This window comes from Bacillus sp. 01N42_2 (assembly GCF_056399565.1).
Window position 1 is genome coordinate 20,617 of the sequence record NZ_JBFTRO010000011.1, and the last position, 24,169, is coordinate 44,785.

At 44.5% G+C, this 24,169-nt stretch carries 30 protein-coding genes; all 30 read left to right on the forward strand.

Going from position 1 to position 24,169, the window contains the following annotated elements; translation table 11 throughout:
• The first annotated feature begins 223 nt into the window (after positions 1 to 223).
• The 30 genes from rpoB (at position 224) to secY (ending at position 24,144) form a co-directional block, all read left to right on the forward strand.
• Positions 224 to 3,805: a DNA-directed RNA polymerase subunit beta gene (gene rpoB, locus AC1DN5_RS18110; protein WP_003156440.1), complete on the forward strand. Its 3,582-nt coding sequence runs from the start codon at positions 224 to 226 to the stop codon at positions 3,803 to 3,805.
• A 62-nt stretch (positions 3,806 to 3,867) separates the two neighbouring features.
• Complete coding sequence (gene rpoC / locus AC1DN5_RS18115) at positions 3,868 to 7,467, forward strand: DNA-directed RNA polymerase subunit beta' (protein ID WP_016935905.1); 3,600 nt, start codon at positions 3,868 to 3,870, stop codon at positions 7,465 to 7,467.
• 168 nt (positions 7,468 to 7,635) lie between these two features.
• Positions 7,636 to 7,884 carry a 50S ribosomal protein L7ae-like protein gene (locus AC1DN5_RS18120; protein WP_366970183.1) on the forward strand — a complete coding sequence of 83 codons (249 nt, stop codon included), beginning with the start codon at positions 7,636 to 7,638 and terminating at the stop codon, positions 7,882 to 7,884.
• A gap of 115 nt (positions 7,885 to 7,999) precedes the next feature.
• On the forward strand, positions 8,000 to 8,416 hold the full coding sequence (rpsL, locus tag AC1DN5_RS18125; protein WP_003156445.1) for a 30S ribosomal protein S12: 417 nt from the start codon (positions 8,000 to 8,002) through the stop codon (positions 8,414 to 8,416).
• Positions 8,417 to 8,455: 39 nt separating this feature from the next.
• Positions 8,456 to 8,926: a 30S ribosomal protein S7 gene (gene rpsG, locus AC1DN5_RS18130; protein WP_003156447.1), complete on the forward strand. Its 471-nt coding sequence runs from the start codon at positions 8,456 to 8,458 to the stop codon at positions 8,924 to 8,926.
• 52 nt (positions 8,927 to 8,978) lie between these two features.
• Positions 8,979 to 11,057 (forward strand): elongation factor G, encoded by a 2,079-nt coding sequence (fusA, locus tag AC1DN5_RS18135; RefSeq protein WP_060963747.1) that lies wholly within the window; start codon positions 8,979 to 8,981, stop codon positions 11,055 to 11,057.
• 119 nt (positions 11,058 to 11,176) lie between these two features.
• A complete protein-coding gene (gene tuf / locus AC1DN5_RS18140) occupies positions 11,177 to 12,367 on the forward strand; it encodes an elongation factor Tu (RefSeq protein WP_003156451.1) in 1,191 nt (396 codons plus the stop codon).
• Positions 12,368 to 12,470: 103 nt separating this feature from the next.
• Positions 12,471 to 13,436, forward strand: coding sequence for an alpha/beta fold hydrolase (locus AC1DN5_RS18145; RefSeq protein ID WP_366970182.1), 966 nt, complete (start codon positions 12,471 to 12,473; stop codon positions 13,434 to 13,436).
• Between the two features lie 248 nt (positions 13,437 to 13,684).
• Positions 13,685 to 13,993: a 30S ribosomal protein S10 gene (gene rpsJ, locus AC1DN5_RS18150; RefSeq protein ID WP_003156464.1), complete on the forward strand. Its 309-nt coding sequence runs from the start codon at positions 13,685 to 13,687 to the stop codon at positions 13,991 to 13,993.
• Between the two features lie 39 nt (positions 13,994 to 14,032).
• Positions 14,033 to 14,662, forward strand: coding sequence for a 50S ribosomal protein L3 (rplC, locus tag AC1DN5_RS18155; RefSeq protein WP_366970181.1), 630 nt, complete (start codon positions 14,033 to 14,035; stop codon positions 14,660 to 14,662).
• Between the two features lie 27 nt (positions 14,663 to 14,689).
• On the forward strand, positions 14,690 to 15,313 hold the full coding sequence (gene rplD / locus AC1DN5_RS18160) for a 50S ribosomal protein L4 (protein WP_016935901.1): 624 nt from the start codon (positions 14,690 to 14,692) through the stop codon (positions 15,311 to 15,313).
• Entirely contained in the window at positions 15,313 to 15,600 is a 288-nt protein-coding gene (gene rplW, locus AC1DN5_RS18165) for a 50S ribosomal protein L23 (RefSeq protein ID WP_003156467.1), read from the forward strand. The genes rplD and rplW overlap by 1 nt, the downstream gene beginning before the upstream one ends.
• Positions 15,601 to 15,631: 31 nt before the next feature.
• Positions 15,632 to 16,465 carry a 50S ribosomal protein L2 gene (rplB, locus tag AC1DN5_RS18170; protein ID WP_003156470.1) on the forward strand — a complete coding sequence of 278 codons (834 nt, stop codon included), beginning with the start codon at positions 15,632 to 15,634 and terminating at the stop codon, positions 16,463 to 16,465.
• Positions 16,466 to 16,522: 57 nt separating this feature from the next.
• Positions 16,523 to 16,801 carry a 30S ribosomal protein S19 gene (gene rpsS, locus AC1DN5_RS18175; RefSeq protein ID WP_003156472.1) on the forward strand — a complete coding sequence of 93 codons (279 nt, stop codon included), beginning with the start codon at positions 16,523 to 16,525 and terminating at the stop codon, positions 16,799 to 16,801.
• 16 nt (positions 16,802 to 16,817) lie between these two features.
• Positions 16,818 to 17,159 (forward strand): 50S ribosomal protein L22, encoded by a 342-nt coding sequence (gene rplV / locus AC1DN5_RS18180; RefSeq protein ID WP_003156475.1) that lies wholly within the window; start codon positions 16,818 to 16,820, stop codon positions 17,157 to 17,159.
• Positions 17,160 to 17,162: 3 nt separating this feature from the next.
• Complete coding sequence (rpsC, locus tag AC1DN5_RS18185; protein ID WP_003156476.1) at positions 17,163 to 17,819, forward strand: 30S ribosomal protein S3; 657 nt, start codon at positions 17,163 to 17,165, stop codon at positions 17,817 to 17,819.
• A 1-nt stretch (position 17,820) separates the two neighbouring features.
• Positions 17,821 to 18,255 carry a 50S ribosomal protein L16 gene (gene rplP / locus AC1DN5_RS18190; RefSeq protein ID WP_003156478.1) on the forward strand — a complete coding sequence of 145 codons (435 nt, stop codon included), beginning with the start codon at positions 17,821 to 17,823 and terminating at the stop codon, positions 18,253 to 18,255.
• Complete coding sequence (gene rpmC / locus AC1DN5_RS18195; RefSeq protein ID WP_003156482.1) at positions 18,245 to 18,445, forward strand: 50S ribosomal protein L29; 201 nt, start codon at positions 18,245 to 18,247, stop codon at positions 18,443 to 18,445. Before rplP ends, rpmC begins: the two co-directional genes overlap by 11 nt.
• 22 nt (positions 18,446 to 18,467) lie before the next feature.
• On the forward strand, positions 18,468 to 18,731 hold the full coding sequence (rpsQ, locus tag AC1DN5_RS18200; protein WP_016935900.1) for a 30S ribosomal protein S17: 264 nt from the start codon (positions 18,468 to 18,470) through the stop codon (positions 18,729 to 18,731).
• Between the two features lie 40 nt (positions 18,732 to 18,771).
• Positions 18,772 to 19,140 (forward strand): 50S ribosomal protein L14, encoded by a 369-nt coding sequence (rplN, locus tag AC1DN5_RS18205; RefSeq protein ID WP_007410404.1) that lies wholly within the window; start codon positions 18,772 to 18,774, stop codon positions 19,138 to 19,140.
• Between the two features lie 36 nt (positions 19,141 to 19,176).
• Positions 19,177 to 19,488, forward strand: a complete 312-nt coding sequence (gene rplX, locus AC1DN5_RS18210; protein WP_014469620.1) for a 50S ribosomal protein L24 — start codon at positions 19,177 to 19,179, stop codon at positions 19,486 to 19,488.
• Between the two features lie 26 nt (positions 19,489 to 19,514).
• Positions 19,515 to 20,054, forward strand: coding sequence for a 50S ribosomal protein L5 (gene rplE, locus AC1DN5_RS18215; RefSeq protein WP_003156487.1), 540 nt, complete (start codon positions 19,515 to 19,517; stop codon positions 20,052 to 20,054).
• Between the two features lie 22 nt (positions 20,055 to 20,076).
• Positions 20,077 to 20,262 (forward strand): 30S ribosomal protein S14, encoded by a 186-nt coding sequence (rpsN, locus tag AC1DN5_RS18220; RefSeq protein WP_003156488.1) that lies wholly within the window; start codon positions 20,077 to 20,079, stop codon positions 20,260 to 20,262.
• 31 nt (positions 20,263 to 20,293) lie between these two features.
• The gene (rpsH, locus tag AC1DN5_RS18225) at positions 20,294 to 20,692 is read left to right on the forward strand and encodes a 30S ribosomal protein S8 (protein ID WP_003156489.1); all 399 of its coding nucleotides are present in this window, start codon (positions 20,294 to 20,296) and stop codon (positions 20,690 to 20,692) included.
• Between the two features lie 30 nt (positions 20,693 to 20,722).
• Positions 20,723 to 21,262, forward strand: coding sequence for a 50S ribosomal protein L6 (gene rplF / locus AC1DN5_RS18230; protein ID WP_016935899.1), 540 nt, complete (start codon positions 20,723 to 20,725; stop codon positions 21,260 to 21,262).
• Between the two features lie 33 nt (positions 21,263 to 21,295).
• Positions 21,296 to 21,658: a 50S ribosomal protein L18 gene (rplR, locus tag AC1DN5_RS18235; protein ID WP_013350816.1), complete on the forward strand. Its 363-nt coding sequence runs from the start codon at positions 21,296 to 21,298 to the stop codon at positions 21,656 to 21,658.
• Positions 21,659 to 21,682: 24 nt separating this feature from the next.
• Positions 21,683 to 22,183, forward strand: a complete 501-nt coding sequence (rpsE, locus tag AC1DN5_RS18240) for a 30S ribosomal protein S5 (protein ID WP_003328273.1) — start codon at positions 21,683 to 21,685, stop codon at positions 22,181 to 22,183.
• Between the two features lie 13 nt (positions 22,184 to 22,196).
• Positions 22,197 to 22,376, forward strand: a complete 180-nt coding sequence (rpmD, locus tag AC1DN5_RS18245; protein WP_003156497.1) for a 50S ribosomal protein L30 — start codon at positions 22,197 to 22,199, stop codon at positions 22,374 to 22,376.
• A 30-nt stretch (positions 22,377 to 22,406) separates the two neighbouring features.
• Positions 22,407 to 22,847, forward strand: coding sequence for a 50S ribosomal protein L15 (gene rplO, locus AC1DN5_RS18250; protein ID WP_327816230.1), 441 nt, complete (start codon positions 22,407 to 22,409; stop codon positions 22,845 to 22,847).
• A gap of 1 nt (position 22,848) precedes the next feature.
• Positions 22,849 to 24,144 carry a preprotein translocase subunit SecY gene (secY, locus tag AC1DN5_RS18255; RefSeq protein ID WP_016935898.1) on the forward strand — a complete coding sequence of 432 codons (1,296 nt, stop codon included), beginning with the start codon at positions 22,849 to 22,851 and terminating at the stop codon, positions 24,142 to 24,144.
• Positions 24,145 to 24,169: the final 25 nt, after the last annotated feature.

The window sequence follows — 24,169 nt, forward strand, 5'->3', positions numbered from 1 at the left end:
AATATTGTAAAATGCCAATGTATATATTTTGCATGATATGCTGAATAATCATAGTGCATGTATAAATTATACAAACATGGAAATGCTAATAAAATCGGTATTTGTTTTTGGATGTGGTTTTCTTAATTAGAAACCCTTTTTTCTTTTGTCTTGTAAAAGTATTTCTTCATCGTAAGGAATGCTTATTACACATATAATACGCATGATTTGAGGGGTGAATCAGTTGACAGGTCAACTAGTTCAGTATGGACGACACCGCCAGCGCAGAAGCTATGCTCGCATTAGCGAAGTGTTAGAATTACCAAATCTCATTGAAATTCAAACCTCTTCTTATCAGTGGTTTCTTGATGAGGGTCTTAGAGAGATGTTTCAAGACATATCACCAATTGAGGATTTCACTGGTAACCTCTCTCTTGAGTTCATTGACTACAGTTTAGGAGATCCTAAGTATCCCGTTGAAGAGTCAAAAGAACGTGATGTGACTTACTCAGCTCCGCTAAGAGTGAAGGTTCGTTTAATTAACAAAGAAACTGGAGAGGTAAAAGACCAGGATGTCTTCATGGGTGATTTCCCTATTATGACAGATACCGGTACTTTTATCATCAACGGTGCAGAACGTGTTATCGTATCTCAGCTTGTTCGGTCTCCAAGTGTATATTTCAGTGGTAAAGTAGACAAAAACGGTAAGAAAGGTTTTACCGCGACTGTCATTCCAAACCGTGGCGCATGGTTAGAATACGAAACTGATGCGAAAGATGTTGTGTATGTCCGCATTGATCGCACACGTAAGTTGCCGGTTACGGTTCTTTTGCGTGCTCTCGGCTTCGGTTCCGACCAAGAGATTCTCGATCTCATTGGTGAGAACGAATATCTCCGCAATACACTGGATAAGGACAACACTGAAAACAGTGACAAAGCGCTTCTTGAAATCTATGAGCGCCTTCGTCCGGGAGAGCCGCCTACAGTAGAAAACGCAAAAAGTTTGCTGGATTCCCGTTTCTTTGATCCTAAGCGATACGACCTTGCGAATGTAGGACGCTATAAAATTAATAAAAAGCTTCATATCAAGAACCGTCTGTTTAACCAGCGCCTTGCAGAAACACTGGTGGATCCTGAAACAGGTGAAATCCTCGCTGAAAAAGGGCAGATTCTTGACAGAAGAACACTTGATAAAGTATTGCCATACTTAGAAAATGGAATCGGCTTCAGAAAACTTTATCCTAACGGCGGCGTTGTCGAGGATGAAGTGATGCTTCAATCCATTAAAATCTATGCTCCTACTGATGCAGAAGGAGAGCAGACGATCAATGTGATCGGCAATGCTTACATTGAAGAGGCGATTAAAAACATTACGCCTGCTGATATTATTTCTTCTATCAGCTACTTCTTCAACCTGCTGCACGGAGTGGGCGACACTGATGATATCGACCATCTCGGAAACCGCCGCCTGCGTTCTGTAGGTGAGCTCCTGCAAAACCAATTCCGTATCGGTTTAAGCCGGATGGAACGTGTCGTACGTGAAAGAATGTCTATTCAAGACACAAATACAATCACGCCGCAGCAGCTGATTAACATCAGACCTGTTATTGCGTCTATTAAAGAGTTCTTCGGAAGCTCACAGCTTTCTCAATTCATGGACCAGACGAACCCGCTTGCTGAATTGACGCACAAACGCCGTCTGTCAGCTCTCGGACCGGGCGGTTTGACGCGTGAGCGTGCAGGTATGGAAGTACGTGACGTTCACTACTCTCACTATGGCCGTATGTGTCCGATCGAAACGCCTGAGGGCCCGAACATCGGTTTGATCAACTCATTGTCATCATTTGCGAAAGTAAACCGCTTTGGTTTCATTGAGACGCCATACCGCCGCGTTGATCCTGAAACAGGAAAAGTAACGCCTAGAATCGACTACCTGACTGCTGATGAAGAGGATAACTATGTCGTAGCCCAAGCGAACGCTAAGCTGAGCGATGACGGTTCTTTCTTGGATGACAGCATCGTAGCCCGTTTCAGAGGGGAAAACACCGTTGTAGCCCGCAACCGCGTGGATTACATGGACGTATCTCCTAAACAGGTTGTATCTGCTGCGACAGCATGTATTCCGTTCTTGGAAAACGATGACTCGAACCGTGCCCTTATGGGAGCGAACATGCAGCGTCAGGCTGTGCCTTTGATGCAGCCGGAAGCTCCGATCGTCGGAACGGGTATGGAATACGTATCCGGTAAAGACTCCGGTGCAGCCGTTATTTGTAAACACCCTGGTATCGTTGAACGGGTGGAAGCGAAAAACGTATGGGTGCGCCGCTATGAAGAAATTGACGGGCAAAAAGTAAAAGGCAACCTGGATAAGTACAGCTTGCTGAAATTTGTCCGCTCCAACCAAGGTACGTGCTACAACCAGCGTCCGATCGTCAGTGTCGGCGATGAAGTAGTAAAAGGAGAAATCCTTGCTGACGGCCCTTCAATGGAGCTTGGTGAACTTGCTCTCGGCCGCAACGTAATGGTCGGCTTCATGACATGGGATGGCTACAACTATGAGGATGCCATCATCATGAGTGAACGCCTTGTGAAAGATGATGTATACACATCTATTCACATTGAAGAATATGAATCAGAAGCACGTGATACAAAGCTTGGACCGGAAGAGATCACCCGCGATATTCCAAACGTAGGGGAAGACGCGCTTCGCAACCTTGATGACCGCGGAATTATCCGTATCGGCGCGGAAGTCAACGACGGAGACCTTCTCGTGGGTAAAGTAACGCCTAAAGGTGTAACTGAGCTTACGGCTGAAGAACGCCTTCTGCACGCAATCTTTGGAGAAAAAGCGCGTGAAGTCCGTGATACTTCCCTCCGTGTGCCTCATGGCGGCGGCGGAATTATCCACGACGTAAAAGTCTTCAACCGTGAAGACGGAGACGAACTTCCTCCGGGAGTGAACCAGCTTGTACGCGTATATATCGTTCAGAAACGTAAGATTTCTGAAGGTGATAAAATGGCCGGACGTCACGGAAACAAAGGGGTTATCTCGAAGATTCTTCCTGAAGAAGATATGCCTTACCTTCCTGACGGCACGCCGATCGATATCATGCTTAACCCGCTGGGTGTACCATCACGTATGAATATCGGTCAGGTATTAGAACTTCACATGGGTATGGCTGCCCGCTACCTCGGCATTCACATCGCGTCACCTGTATTTGACGGCGCGCGTGAAGAAGATGTGTGGGAAACACTTGAAGAAGCAGGCATGTCAAGAGACGCTAAAACAGTCCTTTATGACGGCCGTACGGGAGAACCGTTCGACAACCGTGTATCTGTCGGAATCATGTACATGATCAAACTGGCACACATGGTTGATGATAAACTTCATGCCCGTTCTACAGGTCCTTACTCACTTGTTACGCAGCAGCCTCTCGGCGGTAAAGCCCAATTCGGCGGACAGCGTTTCGGTGAGATGGAGGTTTGGGCGCTTGAAGCTTACGGCGCAGCTTACACGCTTCAAGAAATCCTGACTGTGAAGTCCGATGACGTGGTCGGACGTGTGAAAACATATGAAGCCATCGTCAAAGGCGACAATGTTCCAGAGCCTGGTGTTCCGGAATCATTCAAAGTATTGATCAAAGAGCTTCAAAGCTTAGGTATGGACGTGAAAATCCTTTCAGGCGATGAAGAAGAAATAGAAATGAGAGATCTAGAAGACGAGGAAGATGCGAAACAAGCTGACGGCCTTGCATTATCAGGTGATGAAGCGCCGGAAGAAACAGCATCTCCAGACGTTGAACGTGACGCAGTAACGAAAGAATAGTCTGTGATTGATAAAGGCAAGTGACATCGGTTAATCCGAAGATAAAAAGGGAGGTAGGCCCCTTGCTAGATGTGAACAATTTTGAGTATATGAACATCGGTCTTGCTTCACCGGATAAAATCCGTTCATGGTCTTTTGGTGAAGTGAAAAAGCCTGAAACGATAAACTATCGTACATTGAAACCTGAAAAGGACGGCCTGTTCTGCGAACGCATTTTCGGACCGACTAAGGACTGGGAATGTCATTGCGGCAAGTACAAGCGGGTTCGTTATAAAGGCGTAGTTTGTGACCGTTGCGGAGTTGAAGTAACGCGGGCTAAAGTCCGTCGTGAGAGAATGGGGCATATTGAACTGGCTGCCCCGGTTTCTCACATTTGGTATTTCAAAGGTATTCCGAGCCGTATGGGTCTTGTATTGGATATGTCACCGCGTGCGCTGGAAGAAGTCATCTACTTTGCTTCTTACGTCGTAACTGACCCGGCCAATACACCGCTCGAAAAGAAACAGCTTTTATCCGAAAAGGAATACCGTGCGTATCTGGATAAGTACGGAAACAAATTCCAAGCCTCTATGGGTGCGGAAGCCATTAATAAACTTCTGCAGGACATCGACCTTGTCAAAGAAGTTGATATGTTAAAAGAAGAGCTGAAAACTTCTCAAGGCCAGCGCCGCACACGTGCGATCAAACGCCTTGAAGTGCTTGAAGCCTTCCGTAATTCAGGAAACAAGCCGTCTTGGATGATTCTCGACGTGCTTCCGGTTATTCCGCCTGAATTAAGACCGATGGTTCAGCTTGACGGCGGACGTTTCGCAACGTCTGACCTGAATGACCTTTACCGTCGTGTCATCAACCGTAACAACCGTTTGAAACGCCTTTTGGACCTTGGTGCGCCAAGCATCATCGTTCAGAACGAGAAACGTATGCTTCAAGAGGCTGTCGATGCTTTAATTGACAACGGCCGCCGCGGACGTCCTGTAACAGGTCCTGGTAACAGACCGTTAAAATCTCTTTCTCACATGCTGAAAGGGAAACAAGGGCGTTTCCGTCAGAACCTTCTTGGTAAACGTGTAGACTACTCAGGACGTTCCGTTATCGTCGTAGGTCCGCATCTGAAAATGTATCAGTGTGGATTGCCGAAGGAAATGGCGCTTGAGCTCTTCAAGCCATTCGTTATGAAAGAGCTTGTTGAAAAAGGTCTCGCTCACAACATCAAGAGCGCAAAACGCAAAATTGAACGTGTGCAGCCAGAAGTATGGGATGTACTTGAATCTGTCATTAAGGAGCATCCGGTCTTACTGAACCGTGCCCCTACGCTTCACAGATTAGGTATCCAGGCTTTCGAACCTACGCTTGTTGAAGGACGCGCCATCCGTCTTCACCCGTTAGTATGTACAGCTTATAACGCTGACTTTGACGGTGACCAAATGGCGGTTCACGTACCTTTATCAGCTGAGGCTCAAGCTGAGGCCCGCATTCTGATGCTTGCGGCCCAAAACATCTTGAACCCTAAAGATGGTAAACCGGTTGTTACGCCGTCTCAGGATATGGTATTAGGAAACTACTACCTGACACTTGAGCGCGCCGGAGCAGTCGGCGAGGGTATGGTCTTCAAAAATACGGACGAAGCGCTTCTTGCTTATCAAAACGGTTATGTCCACCTTCATACGAGAGTAGCTGTTGCAGCGAACTCCCTGAAGAATGTGACATTTACGGATGAGCAGCGTTCAAAACTGTTAATTACAACAGTCGGTAAGTTGGTCTTCAATGAAATTCTTCCTGAGTCATTCCCTTACATGAATGAACCTACGAAGAGCAACATTGAAGAGAAAACGCCTGACCGTTTCTTCTTAGATAAAGGTGCTGACGTAAAAGCTGTGATTGCAGAGCAGCCGATCAACGCACCGTTTAAAAAAGGCATTTTGGGTAAAATCATCGCGGAAATCTTTAAACGATTCCATATCACGGAAACGTCTAAGATGCTTGACCGCATGAAAAACCTCGGTTTCAGATATTCAACGAAAGCCGGTATCACGGTAGGGGTTTCTGATATCGTCGTTCTCGATGATAAGCAGGAAATCCTCGAAGAAGCACAAAGCAAAGTTGATAATGTCTTGAAACAGTTCAGACGCGGTTTAATCACCGAAGAAGAACGATATGAAAGAGTCATTTCAATTTGGAGTTCAGCGAAAGATGTTATCCAAGGCAAACTGATGAAATCATTAGACGAAGTCAACCCGATCTACATGATGAGTGACTCAGGAGCCCGTGGTAACGCATCTAACTTTACGCAGCTTGCGGGTATGCGCGGTCTGATGGCCAACCCGGCTGGACGAATCATTGAATTGCCTATCAAATCAAGTTTCCGTGAAGGTCTGACGGTATTGGAGTACTTTATCTCCACTCACGGTGCGCGTAAAGGTCTTGCCGATACCGCCCTGAAAACAGCTGACTCAGGTTACCTTACACGCCGTCTTGTTGATGTTGCGCAGGATGTTATCATTCGTGAAACAGATTGCGGAACTGACCGCGGTATTCTTGCAAAACCGCTTAAAGAAGGTACGGAAATCATCGAGCGTCTGGAAGAGCGTCTGATCGGACGTTTCGCCAGAAAACAGATCAAACATCCTGAAACGGGTGCTGTGCTCATTAACGAAAACGAATTGATCGATGAAGATAAAGCGCTGGAAATCGTTGAAGCCGGAATCGAAGAAGTGTGGATCCGTTCCGCGTTCACATGTAACACTCCTCATGGTGTATGTAAACGATGCTACGGACGAAACCTTGCAACCGGAACTGATGTTGAAGTCGGCGAAGCAGTAGGTATTATCGCCGCCCAATCTATCGGTGAGCCTGGAACACAGTTAACAATGCGTACGTTCCACACAGGCGGGGTTGCCGGAGACGATATCACACAAGGTCTTCCGCGTATCCAAGAGCTTTTCGAAGCGCGTAATCCTAAAGGTCAAGCGACGATTTCTGAGATTGACGGTACAATTGCCGAAATCAATGAAGTCCGCGACAAACAGCAGGAAATTGTTGTTCAAGGCGCTGTTGAGACACGTTCATACACAGCACCTTACAACTCACGCCTGAAAGTGGCTGAGGGTGATCAGATTACCCGCGGTCAAGTGCTGACAGAAGGTTCTATCGATCCGAAAGAACTTCTGAAAGTCACTGACCTGACAACGGTTCAAGAATATCTTCTGCACGAGGTTCAGAAGGTTTACCGTATGCAGGGGGTTGAAATCGGCGATAAACACGTAGAAGTAATGGTTCGCCAGATGCTTCGCAAAGTCCGTGTGATCGATGCCGGAGATACTGATGTTCTTCCTGGCACATTGCTTGATATTCACCAATTCACAGAAGCGAACAAAAAAGTGCTGCTTGAAGGCAACCGGCCTGCTACAGGGCGTCCTGTCCTTCTCGGTATCACGAAAGCTTCACTCGAGACAGATTCATTCTTGTCTGCCGCATCATTCCAAGAAACAACACGCGTTCTTACGGATGCTGCGATTAAAGGCAAGCGCGATGAGCTTCTCGGCCTGAAAGAAAATGTTATCATCGGTAAACTGGTTCCGGCCGGTACCGGTATGATGAATTACAGAAAAGTAAAACCTGTTTCAAACGTTCAGCCTTCGGAAGATATGGTTCCGGCTGAATAATGGAAACTGCTGCAGGAAAGGCTGTCTCGACAGCTTTTCCTCAGTATTACAATTATTCTGGCGGCGGACCGCACTAAAAAATGTCATACGATGTTGACATCCGTTCCGCGGAGTGATAATATAACCAAGGTGCTCGAAATAAAACCTGTTACTTTGGAGGATATGTTTATGTCTTATGATAAAGTATCACAGGCCAAATCAATTATTATTGGTACGAAGCAAACAGTGAAAGCTCTGAAACGAGGTTCAGTAAAGGAAGTCGTCGTGGCAAAAGACGCGGATACAGTTCTTACGGCTAGCGTTATCCAGCTTGCAAAGAACCGGGACATCGACGTCTGTATGGTAGATTCCATGAAAAAGCTCGGCAAAGCCTGCGGAATTGAAGTGGGAGCAGCAGCTGTTGCCATTATGTTATAGCGTACTTTTTGTTTTTATATAAGATTTCAATCTTGTGTAAAGACATTGTTTTTTGCCTAATGATGAACCACCTGGGTATGTGGGTTATAAAACGTAATGAAGGGAGGAACACAACATGCCTACAATTAATCAGCTAATTCGCAAGGGACGCGTGAGCAAAGTTGAAAACTCTAAGTCACCTGCACTAAACAAAGGATACAACAGCTTTAAAAAAGAGCACACTAACGTATCTTCTCCACAAAAACGCGGGGTATGTACTCGTGTGGGTACAATGACACCGAAAAAACCGAACTCAGCACTTCGTAAATATGCTCGTGTTCGTTTGACTAACGGAATCGAGGTTACTGCCTACATTCCTGGTATCGGTCACAACCTGCAAGAGCACAGCGTTGTACTGATCCGCGGCGGACGTGTAAAAGACTTACCGGGGGTACGCTACCACATCGTTCGTGGTGCGCTTGATACTGCCGGAGTTGAAAACCGTGCGCAAGGCCGTTCTAAGTACGGTACGAAACGCCCTAAAGCAAAGTAATTAAATAAATCATTAAAACTATGAAGGGAGGATATTCAGATGCCACGTAAAGGTCCTGTAGCAAAAAGAGATGTTTTACCTGATCCGCTTTACAACTCTAAGCTGGTATCCCGCCTGATCAACAAAATGATGATCGACGGTAAAAAAGGTAAATCTCAAACAATCCTATACAAGTCATTCGATATCATTAAAGAACGCACTGGCAATGATGCAATGGAGGTTTTCGAACAAGCATTGAAAAACATCATGCCTGTACTTGAAGTAAAAGCACGCCGTGTAGGTGGAGCTAACTACCAAGTGCCTGTAGAAGTTCGTCCAGAACGCCGTACAACTCTTGGTCTTCGCTGGTTGGTTAACTATGCGCGTCTTCGCGGAGAAAAAACAATGGAAGAGCGCCTGGCTAACGAAATTCTTGATGCAGCTAACAACACTGGTGCTGCCGTTAAGAAACGTGAAGACACTCACAAGATGGCAGAAGCGAACAAAGCATTTGCTCACTACCGCTGGTAGGATTCATATAATCAAAATAATAATTCCCTAATAAGGAAGGAGAAATTACCCAATGGCAAGAGAGTTCTCCTTAGAAAAAACTCGTAATATCGGGATCATGGCTCACATCGATGCCGGTAAAACGACGACTACAGAACGGATCTTGTTCTACACAGGCCGTATCCACAAAATTGGCGAAACTCACGAAGGTGCTTCGCAAATGGACTGGATGGAGCAGGAACAAGAACGCGGTATCACAATCACTTCTGCAGCAACAACTGCACAGTGGAAAGGTTACCGTGTAAACATCATCGATACACCGGGACACGTGGACTTCACAGTTGAAGTTGAACGTTCACTCCGTGTACTTGATGGTGCGGTTGCTGTACTTGATGCTCAATCAGGTGTTGAGCCTCAGACAGAAACTGTATGGCGCCAAGCAACAACTTACGGAGTGCCGCGTGTTGTATTTGTCAACAAAATGGACAAAATCGGCGCAGACTTCCTTTACTCTGTAGGAACTTTAAGAGACCGTCTTCAAGCTAACGCTCACGCAATTCAATTGCCGATCGGTGCTGAAGACAACTTCGAAGGTATCATCGACTTAGTAGAAAACGTTGCGTATTTCTACGAAGATGACCTTGGAACTCGTTCAGATGCGAAAGAAATCCCTGAAGAGTACAAAGAACAAGCTGAAGAGCTTCGCAACAGCCTGATTGAAGCTGTAGCTGAGCTTGATGAAGAGCTTATGGAAAAGTACCTTGAAGGTGAAGAAATCACTATCCCTGAACTGAAAGCTGCAATCCGTAAAGGTACACTGAATGTTGAATTCTACCCTGTACTTGTTGGTTCTGCTTTCAAAAACAAAGGTGTTCAGCTTGTACTTGATGCTGTTCTTGACTACCTTCCTGCGCCAACTGATGTTGCTGCAATCAAAGGTGTACGTCCTGATACAGATGAAGAGATCGTTCGTCATTCTTCTGATGAAGAGCCATTCTCTGCACTTGCATTTAAAGTTATGACTGACCCTTATGTCGGTAAGCTGACGTTCTTCCGCGTATATTCCGGTACACTTGATTCCGGTTCATATGTAAAGAACTCTACAAAAGGCAAGCGTGAGCGCGTAGGACGTATCCTTCAAATGCACGCTAACAGCCGTGAAGAGATCTCTACTGTTTACGCTGGAGACATCGCAGCTGCTGTAGGTCTAAAAGATACTTCTACTGGAGATACTCTTTGTGATGAGAAGGATCTTGTAATCCTTGAATCCATGGAATTCCCAGAGCCAGTTATCGACGTAGCGATTGAGCCTAAATCAAAAGCTGACCAAGATAAAATGGGTATCGCTTTAGCAAAACTTGCTGAAGAAGATCCTACATTCCGCACACAAACAAACCCTGAAACGGGTCAAACAATCATCTCTGGTATGGGTGAGCTTCACCTTGATATCATTGTTGATCGTATGAAGCGTGAGTTCAAAGTTGAAGCTAACGTTGGTGCTCCTCAAGTTGCGTACCGTGAGACATTCCGTACCGGTGCAAAAGTTGAAGGTAAATTCGTACGTCAATCAGGCGGACGCGGTCAGTTCGGTCACGTTTGGATCGAATTTGAACCGAACGAAGAAGGCGCAGGCTTTGAATTCGAAAACGCAATCGTCGGTGGTGTTGTTCCTCGTGAATACATCCCAGCCGTACAAGCTGGTCTTGAAGACTCTCTTGAAAATGGTGTCCTAGCAGGATTCCCGCTAATCGACATCAAGGCGAAACTTTTTGATGGATCTTACCATGATGTTGACTCAAACGAAATGGCGTTTAAAGTCGCTGCTTCTATGGCATTGAAAAATGCAGTCAGCAAATGTAACCCAGTTCTTCTTGAACCAGTCATGAAAGTTGAAGTGGTTATTCCTGAAGAATACATGGGAGACATCATGGGCGATATTACTTCTCGCCGCGGACGCGTAGAAGGTATGGAAGCGCGCGGTAACGCTCAAGTTGTGCGTGCGATGGTACCTCTTGCTGAAATGTTCGGTTACGCTACTGCACTTCGTTCTAACACGCAAGGTCGCGGTACGTTCACTATGTTCATGGATCACTACGAAGAAGTGCCGAAGAGCATTGCTGAAGAAATTATCAAAAAAAATAAAGGCGAATAATTGATTTTGCCACTTAACTCAAGTATAACTACTATTGTAAGATGAGGAAGTGAAAGCTTGCTTTCACTTTCTATCACTCTATACATCACTAATTAAAAGCTCTTAAGGAGGATTTTAGAATGGCTAAAGAAAAATTCGACCGTTCCAAATCACATGCCAATATCGGTACAATTGGACACGTTGACCATGGTAAAACAACATTAACTGCTGCTATCTCAACAGTACTTCATAAGAAATCTGGTAAAGGTACAGCTATGGCGTACGATCAAATTGATGGTGCTCCAGAAGAACGTGAGCGCGGTATCACAATCTCTACTGCACACGTTGAGTACGAAACTGACACTCGTCACTATGCACACGTTGACTGCCCAGGACACGCTGACTATGTTAAAAACATGATCACTGGTGCTGCGCAAATGGATGGAGCTATCCTTGTAGTATCTGCTGCTGATGGCCCAATGCCACAAACTCGTGAGCACATCCTTCTTTCTAAAAACGTTGGTGTACCATACATCGTTGTATTCCTTAACAAATGCGACATGGTAGACGACGAAGAGCTTCTTGAGCTTGTTGAAATGGAAGTTCGCGATCTTCTTAGCGAATACGACTTCCCTGGTGACGATGTACCAGTTGTTAAAGGTTCTGCTCTTAAAGCTCTTGAAGGCGACGCTGAGTACGAAGAAAAAATTCTTGAACTTATGGCTGCAGTTGACGAGTACATCCCAACTCCAGAACGCGACACTGAAAAACCATTCATGATGCCAGTTGAGGACGTATTCTCAATCACTGGTCGTGGTACAGTTGCTACTGGCCGTGTAGAACGCGGACAAGTTAAAGTCGGTGACGAAGTTGAAATCATCGGTCTTCAAGAAGAAAACAGCAAAACAACTGTTACAGGTGTTGAAATGTTCCGTAAGCTTCTTGATTACGCTGAAGCTGGAGACAACATCGGTGCACTTCTTCGCGGTGTAGCTCGTGAAGACATCCAACGTGGGCAAGTACTTGCTAAACCAGGTACAATCACTCCACACAGCAAATTCAAAGCTGAAGTTTACGTTCTTTCTAAAGAAGAGGGTGGACGTCATACTCCATTCTTCTCTAACTACCGTCCTCAGTTCTACTTCCGTACAACTGACGTAACTGGTATCATCAATCTTCCAGAAGGCGTAGAAATGGTTATGCCTGGAGATAACACTGAAATGATCGTTGAACTTATCTCTACAATCGCTATCGAAGAAGGAACTCGTTTCTCTATTCGTGAAGGCGGACGTACAGTTGGTTCAGGCGTTGTTTCTACAATCACTGAGTAATCGACTCGTTCATACATGCGGGGTCCCTTATGGGGCCTCGTTTTTTTGTTTCCCGGCTGATTCAATGTATAATAGAGATTATACAAATTTTAGGAGCAGAGCGATGAATGATAACTTCAAGACAAACAAACGGATTTCAATGCTTCAGCAATTACTGATTAACGACAGCGAACAGACCATTATGATTAATGGCGACGACAGGGATAATCCGCTGCTTCTGTTTTTGCACGGCGGCCCCGGCACCCCTCAAATCGGCTATGCGAGAAAATACCAAAACAAGCTGGAAAAGCATTTCACTGTTATGAACTGGGATCAGAGAGGGGCGGGACTCTCGTATTCAAAAGATATTCCGGAATCATCTATGACTTTGGATCAGCTGACGGCCGACACCATTCATTTGACCGAACGTTTATGTAAGCAATTCGGCAGGCAAAAAGTATATATCGCAGGCTACTCGTGGGGATCAGTTTTGGCGCTTCACGCTCTCCAAAAGAGATCTGATTTGTATTATGCGTATATCGGTATCAGTCAAGTGGTTAATATTCAAAAAGAGGAAGCAGAAGCTTACCGGCAGCTGACAGCATGGAGCAGGGAGCGTAAACACCGCCTGCTGCAAAAGACGCTGGATTTTATCGGTGCACCTCCATGGAACGGACAGCTGCAGCGGTCGCTGTTTCTGCTTTGTATCGAGATGAAGGGAGGAGGCTTCACCCACAATCCGATCGGCGCTCTAAAAGCAGGCGGACGAATGCTGTTTGGGGAACCGTACGGTGTGAGAGGGAGCTTTTTGGCTGCGCGGGGACAAATGTTCAGCCTGAAACATCTGTGGGAGGATCTCATTTTCTTTGATGCCAGGGAATCAGTTTCTTCTATTGAAATACCATGCTGTTTTATGTCAGGCAAATTCGATTTGACGGTTCCGGGAACGACATCTTACGAATATTATCAGATGGTTGAAGCGCCGTATAAAGAATGGCACTGGTTTGAAAACTCAGCCCATTCGCCTCACTTGGAGGAGCCTGACCGCTTTGCCGAAGTTCTCAGCCGGTTCGCATCTTTCCATCTCTGAAAGAAAACAGGCATATCCTTGATTAATCAAGACATCACCTGTATAATAATCAAAGTGTGAAAACCACAAGGTTCTTCAAATAAACCTTGCAACATACGTCTATTTTCTGTATAATAGTGTATGTTGGTCTTTGACTGCGATGAAGTGAGAGGTTGCTGACACACCCGGCCGCTTTGCCATGGCAAGGTGATCAGGTTTTTCTCACGGAGAACTGTCTAACGTGATGTAGGCGAAAAGGAGGGAAAATAATGGCAAAACAAAAAATTCGTATTCGTTTAAAAGCATATGATCATAGAATCCTTGATCAATCTGCAGAGAAGATTGTTGAAACGGCAAAACGTTCTGGTGCCAGCGTATCTGGTCCGATTCCGTTGCCAACTGAAAAATCAGTTTACACAATCCTTCGTGCGGTGCACAAATACAAAGATTCTCGTGAGCAATTTGAAATGCGTACACATAAACGTTTAATCGACATTGTGAACCCAACACCACAAACTGTTGATGCTCTCATGCGATTAGACTTACCATCTGGTGTCGATATCGAAATCAAACTTTAATTCAAAAATATAGAATGATCTTAATAGGAGGTGTGACGAATGACCAAAGGAATCTTAGGAAGAAAAATTGGTATGACGCAAGTATTCGCAGAGAACGGTGATCTTATCCCGGTAACTGTTATTGAAGCAGCTCCAAACGTTGTTCTTCAAAAGAAAACAGCTGAAAACGATGGCTATGAAGCGATCCAGCTTGGTTTTGACGATAAGCGTGAAAAGCTTTCAAACAAACCGGAAAAAGGACACGTTGCAAAAGCGGAAACTGCTCCTAAGCGCTTCGTTAAAGAATTACGCGGCGTGGATATGGATGCGTATGAAATTGGTCAGGAAGTCAAGGTTGAAATTTTCTCTGCAGGAGAAGTCGTAGATGTAACAGGAGTATCTAAAGGTAAAGGTTTCCAAGGTGCAATCAAACGCCACGGACAATCTCGCGGACCTATGTCTCACGGTTCACGCTACCACCGTCGTCCTGGTTCAATGGGACCTGTAGATCCTAACCGTGTATTCAAAGGTAAACTATTACCTGGACGCATGGGCGGAGATCAAATCACTGTCCAAAACCTTGAAATCGTAAAAGTTGATGCTGAGCGCAATCTTCTTTTGATTAAAGGTAACGTACCTGGTGCGAGAAAAACTTTAATCACTGTAAAAAGTGCTGTTAAATCTAAATAAGTCTCTTAGGAAAGGAGGAAATTGATCATGCCAAAAGTAGCATTATACAACCAAAACGGTTCTACTGCTGGTGATATCGAATTAAACGCTTCTGTATTTGGAATTGAGCCAAATGAGAGCGTAGTATTCGACGCTATTCTTATGCAAAGAGCTTCCTTACGTCAAGGATCTCACAAAGTAAAAAATCGTTCTGAAGTACGCGGCGGAGGTCGCAAACCATGGCGTCAAAAAGGTACAGGTCGTGCCCGTCAAGGTTCAATCCGTTCACCGCAATGGCGCGGAGGTGGTGTCGTATTCGGCCCAACACCACGCAGCTATTCTTACAAATTACCTAAAAAAGTTCGCCGCTTGGCAATCAAATCAGTATTGTCTTCTAAAGTGAACGACAACAACATTATTGTTCTTGAAGATCTTACTCTTGATACGGTTAAAACAAAAGAAATGACAGCTATCCTTAAAGGATTGTCTGTTGAGAAAAAAGCTTTAATCGTAACTGCGGATGCAAACGAAGCAGTATCTCTTTCTGCACGCAACATCCCTGGAGTTACAGTTGTTCAAGCTAACGGAATCAACGTGTTAGACGTTGTCAACCACGAGAAGCTTCTGATTACAAAAGCTGCGGTTGAAAAAGTAGAGGAGGTGCTTGCATAATGAAAGATCCTCGTGATGTTCTTAAGCGCCCCGTCATTACTGAACGTTCTGCTGATTTAATGACTGAAAAGAAATATACTTTTGAAGTTGATGTAAGAGCTAATAAAACAGAAGTGAAAGATGCAGTTGAAAGTATCTTTGGAGTGAAAGTTGACAAAGTCAACATCATGAACTACAAAGGGAAATCAAAACGTGTCGGCCGCTATACTGGTATGACTAGCCGTCGCAGAAAAGCGATCGTAAAACTTACTGCAGACAGCAAAGAAATCGAAATTTTTGAAGCTTAATTATCTGTAAAAAGAAGGAGGGAAATTCAAAATGGCGATTAAAAAGTATAAACCGACCTCTAACGGACGTCGTGGCATGACAACTTCAGATTTTGCTGAAATCACGACTGACCAGCCGGAAAAATCCTTGCTTGCTCCCCTTCACAAAAAAGGCGGACGTAACAACCAAGGTAAATTGACTGTACGTCACCAAGGTGGCGGACACAAACGCCAATACCGTGTTATCGACTTCAAACGCGATAAAGATGGTATACCTGGACGCGTTGCTACAGTTGAATACGATCCAAACCGTTCAGCTAACATCGCACTAATCAACTATGTAGACGGAGAAAAACGTTACATTCTTGCACCAAAAGGAATTCAAGTAGGTACTGAAATCATGTCCGGCCCTGAAGCTGACATCAAAGTAGGTAACGCACTTCCACTTATCAACATCCCTGTTGGTACTGTTGTGCATAACATTGAATTAAAACCTGGCAAAGGCGGACAGCTTGTACGTTCAGCTGGTACATCTGCTCAGGTTCTTGGTAAAGAAGGCAAATACGTTCTTGTACGTCTTAACTCTGGTGAAGTTCGCATGATCCTTTCTGCTTGCCGTGCTTCTATCGGTCAAGTAGGTAACGAGCAGCACGAACTTATCAACGTTGGTAAAGCAGGACGCTCTCGCTGGAAAGGCATCCGCCCTACAGTCCGCGGTTCTGTAATGAACCCTAACGATCACCCGCACGGTGGTGGTGAAGGTCGCGCGCCAATCGGACGTAAATCACCAATGTCTCCTTGGGGCAAACCGACTCTTGGATTCAAGACACGTAAGAAAAAGAACAAATCTGATAAATTTATCGTACGTCGTCGTAAAAATAAATAACGGGGTTGTCTACGGTTCATTTCGGACCGTAGTGCAATCACGAAGGGAGGTTCCAAAATGGCTCGCAGCTTGAAAAAAGGACCATTTGTCGATGGACACTTGATGACAAAAATCGAGAAATTAAATGAAACGGACAAGAAACAAGTTGTAAAAACTTGGTCTCGCCGTTCAACTATTTTCCCGCAATTTATCGGTCACACAATCGCAGTATATGACGGACGTAAACACGTGCCTGTATTCATTTCTGAAGACATGGTAGGCCACAAGTTGGGCGAATTCGCACCGACTCGTACTTACAAAGGCCACGCCAGTGACGATAAAAAAACAAGACGCTAAGAGAGGAGGCTTTTAAATGCAAGCTAAAGCTGTTGCAAGAACAGTCCGTATTGCTCCTCGTAAAGCACGTCTAGTAATGGACCTGATTCGAGGTAAGCAAGTAGGCGAAGCAGTATCTATCTTGAACCTAACTCCGAGAGCTGCTTCTCCAATCATCGAAAAAGTTTTAAAATCTGCTATCGCAAATGCTGAGCACAACTACGAGATGGACGCTAACAATCTGGTTATTTCTCAGGCATTTGTTGACGAAGGCCCAACGTTAAAAAGATTCCGCCCGCGTGCTATGGGACGTGCGAGCCAAATCAACAAACGTACGAGCCACATTACAATCGTTGTATCAGAAAAGAAGGAGGGATAAGTAGTGGGTCAAAAGGTAAATCCAGTCGGTCTTCGTATCGGAGTCATTCGTGATTGGGAATCTAAGTGGTACGCTGGTAAAGATTACGCTGACTTCCTGCACGAAGATTTAAAAATTCGTGAATTCATTAGCAAACGCCTTTCTGACGCTTCTGTTTCTAAAGTAGAAATCGAGCGCGCAGCAAACCGCGTTAACATTACGATCCACACTGCTAAGCCTGGTATGGTAATCGGTAAAGGCGGATCTGAAGTTGAAGCACTTCGTAAAGCCCTTAACAGCCTTACTGGCAAGCGTGTACACATTAACATTCTTGAAATCAAAAGAGCAGATCTTGATGCTCAGCTTGTAGCTGACAACATCGCTCGTCAACTAGAAAACCGTATTTCTTTCCGCCGTGCGCAGAAACAACAAATCCAACGCACTATGCGTGCTGGAGCACAAGGTGTGAAAACAATGGTTTCCGGCCGTCTTGGCGGAGCTGACATCGCTCGTTCTGAATACTACAGTGAAGGAACTGTTCCATTGCACACTTTACGTGCTGACATCGACTATGCAACATCTGAAGCTGACACAACTTACGGTAAGCTCGGTGTAAAAGTCTGGATCTATCGTGGAGAGGTTCTTCCTACTAAGAAGAAAACTGAGGAAGGAGGAAAATAATATGTTATTACCAAAACGCGTTAAATATCGCAGAGAGCATCGCGGAAAAATGCGCGGTCGCGCTAAAGGCGGTACTGAAGTACATTTTGGTGAGTACGGTATCCAGGCTCTTGAAGCTTCTTGGATCACGAACCGCCAAATCGAAGCTGCACGTATTGCGATGACTCGTTACATGAAACGTGGCGGTAAAGTTTGGATTAAAATTTTCCCTTCAAAACCTTACACTGCTAAACCGCTTGAGGTACGGATGGGTTCCGGTAAAGGGGCTCCTGAAGGCTGGGTAGCTGTTGTAAAACCGGGCAAAGTTTTATTTGAGATTTCTGGTGTGTCTGAAGAGGTAGCTCGTGAAGCGCTTCGTCTTGCATCTCACAAATTGCCAATTAAAACGAAGTTCGTAAAACGTGAAGAAATTGGTGGTGAATCAAATGAAAGCTAATGAAATTCGTGACCTTACCACTGCTGAAATTGAACAAAAAGTAAAGTCTCTTAAAGAAGAACTTTTCAATCTTCGCTTTCAATTAGCGACAGGACAACTTGAAAATACTGCTCGCATTCGTGAAGTGCGCAAAGCTATCGCGCGCATGAAAACTGTGATTCGTGAAAGAGAAATTGCTGCTAACAAATAATCACTGAGGGGAGGTCGTGAGCATGAGCGAACGTAACCAACGCAAGGTTTACCAAGGCCGTGTTGTTTCTGACAAAATGGATAAAACCATCACTGTTGTTGTTGAAACATACAAAAAGGATCCTATTTACGGTAAACGCGTAAAATACTCAAAGAAATTAAAAGCACATGATGAAAATAATCAAGCTAAAATCGGAGACATCGTAAAGATCATGGAAACTCGTCCATTATCTGCAACTAAACGTTTTCGTCTAGTAGAAGTTGTCGAAGAAGCTGTTATTATCTAATAAAGTTCGGAATTCTTTTTCCGAAGGGAGGTAACAAATAATGATTCAACAAGAGACTCGTTTAAAAGTTGCTGACAACTCCGGTGCGCGTGAGGTACTTACTATTAAAGTTCTTGGCGGTTCTGGACGTAAAACGGCTAACATTGGTGATGTAATTGTTTGCACGGTTAAACAAGCAACACCAGGAGGCGTTGTCAAAAAAGGTGAAGTCGTAAGAGCTGTTATCGTTCGCACAAAAAGCGGAGCACGCAGAACTGACGGATCATACATCAGCTTCGATGAGAATGCATGTGTTATCATCCGTGACGACAAGAGCCCGCGTGGAACTCGTATCTTCGGACCGGTTGCTCGTGAATTACGTGAAAACAACTTCATGAAAATTGTTTCTCTGGCTCCAGAAGTTATCTAATGAAATAAATGCCTTACTCAAGGAGGTGCGATCAGGATGCATGTGAAAAAAGGCGATAAAGTTATGGTTATCTCTGGTAAAGATAAAGGCAAACAAGGTACGATCCTTGCTGCTTTCCCTAAAAAGGACCGCGTTCTAGTTGAGGGCGTAAACATGGTGAAGAAACACTCTAAACCGACTCAAACAAACCCTCAAGGCGGTATTTCTAATCAAGAGGCGCCAATTCATGTATCAAACGTTATGCCGCTCGATCCTAAAACAGGTGAAGTGACTCGCGTAGGATACAAAGTGGAAGATGGCAAAAAAGTTCGTATTGCTAAAAAATCTGGGCAAGTTTTAGATAAATAGTAATTAAAGGAAGGGAGGTCTATCTCATGAACCGCCTTAAAGAAAAGTACAATAAAGAAATTTCACCTGCTTTAATGACGAAGTTCAACTACGACTCTGTTATGCAGGTGCCGAAAATCGAAAAAATCGTAATCAACATGGGTGTTGGTGATGCTGTTCAAAATGCGAAAGCAATTGACAGTGCTGTTGAAGAATTAACGTTTATCGCAGGTCAAAAACCTGTCGTTACTCGTGCGAAGAAATCAATTGCTGGATTCCGTCTTCGTGAGGGAATGCCTATCGGTGCGAAAGTAACTCTTCGCGGAGAGCGCATGTATGATTTCCTTGATAAACTTATTTCTGTATCTTTACCGCGTGTACGTGACTTCCGCGGGATTTCTAAGAAATCTTTCGACGGTCGCGGAAACTACACTCTTGGTATCAAAGAACAGTTAATCTTCCCTGAAATTGACTACGATAAAGTAACAAAGGTTCGCGGCATGGACATCGTTATCGTAACGACTGCTAACTCTGACGAAGAGGCTCGTGAGCTATTAACTCAAGTAGGTATGCCGTTCCAGAAATAATCAATGAAAGGGAGGCGAAATCGTGGCTAAAAAGTCAATGATTGCGAAACAACAACGTACACCAAAGTTTAAAGTGCAAGAGTACACTCGCTGTGAACGCTGCGGACGTCCGCACTCAGTCATTCGTAAATTTAAACTTTGCCGTATTTGTTTCCGTGAGCTTGCATATAAAGGACAAATTCCTGGCGTGAAAAAAGCCAGCTGGTAATCCCCAAGAATGGGAAGGAGGTAATTATATAATGGTTATGACAGATCCAATTGCAGATATGCTGACTCGTATTCGCAATGCAAACATGGTACGTCATGAGAAGCTTGAAATTCCTGCTTCTAAATTGAAAAGAGAAATTGCTGACATTTTAAAGCGTGAAGGTTTCATTCGTGACGTTGAGTTCGTAGAAGACAGCAAACAAGGTATCATCCGCGTTTTCTTGAAATACGGACAAAACAACGAGCGCGTTATCACTGGTCTTAAAAGAATCAGCAAACCAGGTTTGCGTGTATACGCTAAATCAAATGAAGTACCTCGCGTACTTAACGGTCTTGGAATCGCGATTATTTCTACATCACAAGGTGTTTTAACGGACAAAGAAGCCCGTGCAAAACAAGCTGGTGGAGAAGTTCTAGCATACGTTTGGTAAGAAGTTTAACAAGAATGGAGGTGTTTTAGTATGTCTCGTGTAGGTAAAAAACTGCTTGAGATTCCTTCTGGAGTTACAGTAACGCTGAACGAAGGCAACACTGTATCTGTAAAAGGACCAAAAGGAGAATTAACTCGTACTTTCCATCCTGATATGGAAATCAAAATTGAGGACAACGTGCTTACAGTCACTCGTCCATCTGATCATAAAGAGCACCGTGCATTGCATGGTACGACTCGCAGTCTGCTTGGAAACATGGTTGAAGGCGTATCTAAAGGATTTGAAAGAGGTTTGGAATTAGTCGGTGTCGGTTATCGTGCGGCTAAATCCGGTAACAAACTTGTTTTAAACGTTGGATACTCTCACCCTGTTGAGATGGTTCCTGAAGAGGGCATCGAAATCGAAGTTCCTTCTCAAACGAAAGTAGTTGTAAAAGGTACAGACAAAGAGCGTGTAGGAGCTACTGCTGCTAACATCCGCGCTGTACGTTCTCCAGAGCCTTACAAAGGTAAAGGAATCCGCTACGAAGGTGAAGTTGTTCGCCGTAAAGAAGGTAAATCTGCTAAGTAAGACCGCTTAAAGTGAAGAAAGGAGTGACCAAGGATGATTACGAAAACTAGCAAAAATGCTGCTCGTCAAAAAAGACATGCTCGTGTTCGTGCTAAACTTTCAGGCACAGCTGAAAGACCTCGTCTGAATGTGTTCCGTTCAAACAAACACATTTATGCTCAAATCATCGATGATGTAAATGGCGTTACACTTGTTAGTGCCTCTACTCTCGACAAAGATTTGAACGTGGAAAGCACTGGTGACAGCGCTGCTGCTGCTAAAGTCGGTGAACTCGTTGCGAAACGCGCTTCTGAGAAAGGTGTTTCTGACGTAGTATTTGACCGCGGCGGATACTTATACCATGGACGTGTAAAAGCTCTGGCCGATGCAGCTCGTGAAGCCGGACTGAAATTTTAATAAAAAAAGGAGGGACACATGATTATGCGTCGTATTGACCCAAGCAAATTAGAGTTAGAAGAACGCTTAGTTACGGTTAACCGCGTAGCGAAAGTTGTTAAAGGTGGTCGTCGTTTCCGTTTCGCAGCTCTAGTCGTTGTCGGTGACAAAAACGGTCACGTAGGTTTCGGTACTGGTAAAGCACAAGAAGTACCTGAAGCAATCCGCAAAGCTGTTGAAGATGCGAAAAAGAATTTGATTGAAGTACCAATGGTTGGAACTACGATTCCACACGAAATCATCGGACGTTTCGGTGCAGGCAATATCTTGTTGAAACCTGCTTCTGAAGGTACTGGAGTTATCGCTGGAGGCCCTGTACGTGCGGTACTTGAGCTTGCTGGCGTTGCTGATATCCTTTCTAAGTCTTTAGGTTCTAACACACCGATCAACATGATCCGTGCAACACTTCAAGGTTTAAGTGAGCTTAAACGTGCCGAAGATGTTGCGAAGCTTCGTGGAAAATCTGTAGAAGAACTGTTAGGATAAGGAGGGAACATTAATGGCTAAATTAGAAATTACCCTCAAACGCAGTGTAATCGGTCGCCCGGAAGATCAGCGCGTTACTGTCAGAACACTTGGTTTAAAGAAAACGAACCAAACTGTTGTTCATGAAGATAACGCTGCGATCCGCGGTATGATTAATAAAGTATCTCATCTAGTTTCTGTTAAAGAACAATAAAAATAAATTATAGGCTAAGGAGGTGTCCTAATGAAACTTCATGAATTAAAGCCTTCAGAAGGTTCACGCAAAGTGCGCAATCGCGTAGGTCGTGGTATTGGTTCTGGTAACGGTAAAACAGCTGGTAAAGGTCACAAAGGTCAAAACGCTCGTTCCGGCGGCGGTGTGCGCCCTGGATTCGAGGGGGGACAAATGCCTTTATTCCAACGTCTTCCTAAGCGTGGTTTTACAAACATCAACCGCAAGGAATACGCTATTGTGAACGTAGAGAAATTAAACGGTTTTGCGGAAGGAACGGAAGTCACTCCTGAACTTCTTCTTGAGACTGGTGTTATTAGCAAACTAAATGCAGGAGTAAAGATTCTTGGCAACGGTAAATTAGAGAAAAAATTAACTGTAAAAGCCAATAAATTCTCTGCTTCTGCGAAAGAAGCTGTTGAAGCTGCTGGCGGTACAGCTGAGGTGATCTAACTTGTTTAAGACAATCTCCAACTTTATGCGTGTGAGTGATATTCGGAATAAAATCATTTTCACATTACTCATGCTTATCGTCTTTCGCATAGGTGCGTTTATCCCTGTGCCATATGTTAATGCTCAGGCGTTGCAGACACAAAGTTCGATGGGGGTTTTTGATCTCCTTAATACATTTGGCGGCGGTGCGCTTTATCAGTTCTCCATCTTTGCGATGGGAATTACGCCTTACATCACTGCTTCGATCATCATTCAGCTGCTTCAGATGGATGTTGTGCCGAAGTTTACCGAGTGGTCTAAGCAAGGTGAAGTCGGCCGCCGTAAATTAGCTCAGTTCACGAGATATTCTACGATTGTGCTTGGTTTTATCCAGGCATTAGGTATGTCTTATGGGTTTAACAACCTGGCAAATGGTATGCTGATTGAGAAATCCGGCATATCGACATATCTGATTATTGCTTTAGTACTCACTGGAGGAACTGCTTTTTTAATGTGGCTGGGAGAACAAATTACTTCCAATGGAGTAGGAAACGGAATTTCGATCATCATCTTCGCGGGGATTGTGGCTAGTATTCCGAAAACTGTTGGGCAGATTTATGAGACTCAATTTGTCGGCAGCAGCGATCAGCTGTTTATTCATATTGTAAAAATCGCCTTACTGGTGATTGCGATTTTGGCCGTAATTGTTGGTGTTATTTTCATTCAGCAGGCCGTGCGCAAAATTGCGATTCAATATGCAAAAGGGCAAGGTCGTTCACCTGCTGGCGGAGGCCAGTCAACTCACCTTCCGCTTAAAGTGAATCCGGCAGGGGTTATTCCGGTAATCTTTGCGGTTGCGTTTCTTATAACGCCGCGTACTATCGCGTCATTTTTCGGAACAAACGATGTGACAAAGTGGATTCAAGCCAACTTTGACAATACACATCCGGTGGGCATGACGGTTTATGTCGCATTAATTATCGCCTTTACGTACTTCTATGCTTTTGTGCAGGTAAACCCTGAACAAATGGCAGATAACCTTAAAAAACAGGGTGGCTATATCCCGGGGGTTCGTCCAGGGAAAATGACTCAAGATAGAATTACGAGCATTTTGTATCGACTTACGTTTGTGGGTTCTATATTCTTAGCCGTGATTTCCATTCTTCCTATCTTTTTCATTCAATTCGCTGGATTGCCTCAAAGTGCACAGATTGGCGGAACATCTTTGTTAATTGTCGTGGGGGTAGCCTTGGAGACAATGAAGCAGCTGGAGAGCCAGTTAGTGAAACGTAATTACCGAGGATTTATGAAAAATTAGAGGACTGGTTTTAACCATTCCTCTA

Bases quoted from the DNA above. Each gene is read 5' to 3' on its own strand.
- AC1DN5_RS18120 (WP_366970183.1), top strand. From the start codon at position 7,636: ATGTCTTATGATAAAGTATCACAGGCCAAATCAATTATTATTGGTACG.
- rpsL (WP_003156445.1), top strand. From the start codon at position 8,000: ATGCCTACAATTAATCAGCTAATTCGCAAGGGACGCGTGAGCAAAGTT.
- rpsG (WP_003156447.1), top strand. From the start codon at position 8,456: ATGCCACGTAAAGGTCCTGTAGCAAAAAGAGATGTTTTACCTGATCCG.
- fusA (WP_060963747.1), top strand. From the start codon at position 8,979: ATGGCAAGAGAGTTCTCCTTAGAAAAAACTCGTAATATCGGGATCATG.
- tuf (WP_003156451.1), top strand. From the start codon at position 11,177: ATGGCTAAAGAAAAATTCGACCGTTCCAAATCACATGCCAATATCGGT.
- AC1DN5_RS18145 (WP_366970182.1), top strand. From the start codon at position 12,471: ATGAATGATAACTTCAAGACAAACAAACGGATTTCAATGCTTCAGCAA.
- rpsJ (WP_003156464.1), top strand. From the start codon at position 13,685: ATGGCAAAACAAAAAATTCGTATTCGTTTAAAAGCATATGATCATAGA.
- rplC (WP_366970181.1), top strand. From the start codon at position 14,033: ATGACCAAAGGAATCTTAGGAAGAAAAATTGGTATGACGCAAGTATTC.
- rplD (WP_016935901.1), top strand. From the start codon at position 14,690: ATGCCAAAAGTAGCATTATACAACCAAAACGGTTCTACTGCTGGTGAT.
- rplW (WP_003156467.1), top strand. From the start codon at position 15,313: ATGAAAGATCCTCGTGATGTTCTTAAGCGCCCCGTCATTACTGAACGT.
- rplB (WP_003156470.1), top strand. From the start codon at position 15,632: ATGGCGATTAAAAAGTATAAACCGACCTCTAACGGACGTCGTGGCATG.
- rpsS (WP_003156472.1), top strand. From the start codon at position 16,523: ATGGCTCGCAGCTTGAAAAAAGGACCATTTGTCGATGGACACTTGATG.
- rplV (WP_003156475.1), top strand. From the start codon at position 16,818: ATGCAAGCTAAAGCTGTTGCAAGAACAGTCCGTATTGCTCCTCGTAAA.
- rplP (WP_003156478.1), top strand. From the start codon at position 17,821: ATGTTATTACCAAAACGCGTTAAATATCGCAGAGAGCATCGCGGAAAA.
- rpmC (WP_003156482.1), top strand. From the start codon at position 18,245: ATGAAAGCTAATGAAATTCGTGACCTTACCACTGCTGAAATTGAACAA.
- rpsQ (WP_016935900.1), top strand. From the start codon at position 18,468: ATGAGCGAACGTAACCAACGCAAGGTTTACCAAGGCCGTGTTGTTTCT.
- rplN (WP_007410404.1), top strand. From the start codon at position 18,772: ATGATTCAACAAGAGACTCGTTTAAAAGTTGCTGACAACTCCGGTGCG.
- rplX (WP_014469620.1), top strand. From the start codon at position 19,177: ATGCATGTGAAAAAAGGCGATAAAGTTATGGTTATCTCTGGTAAAGAT.
- rplE (WP_003156487.1), top strand. From the start codon at position 19,515: ATGAACCGCCTTAAAGAAAAGTACAATAAAGAAATTTCACCTGCTTTA.
- rpsH (WP_003156489.1), top strand. From the start codon at position 20,294: ATGGTTATGACAGATCCAATTGCAGATATGCTGACTCGTATTCGCAAT.
- rplF (WP_016935899.1), top strand. From the start codon at position 20,723: ATGTCTCGTGTAGGTAAAAAACTGCTTGAGATTCCTTCTGGAGTTACA.
- rplR (WP_013350816.1), top strand. From the start codon at position 21,296: ATGATTACGAAAACTAGCAAAAATGCTGCTCGTCAAAAAAGACATGCT.
- rpsE (WP_003328273.1), top strand. From the start codon at position 21,683: ATGCGTCGTATTGACCCAAGCAAATTAGAGTTAGAAGAACGCTTAGTT.
- rpmD (WP_003156497.1), top strand. From the start codon at position 22,197: ATGGCTAAATTAGAAATTACCCTCAAACGCAGTGTAATCGGTCGCCCG.
- rplO (WP_327816230.1), top strand. From the start codon at position 22,407: ATGAAACTTCATGAATTAAAGCCTTCAGAAGGTTCACGCAAAGTGCGC.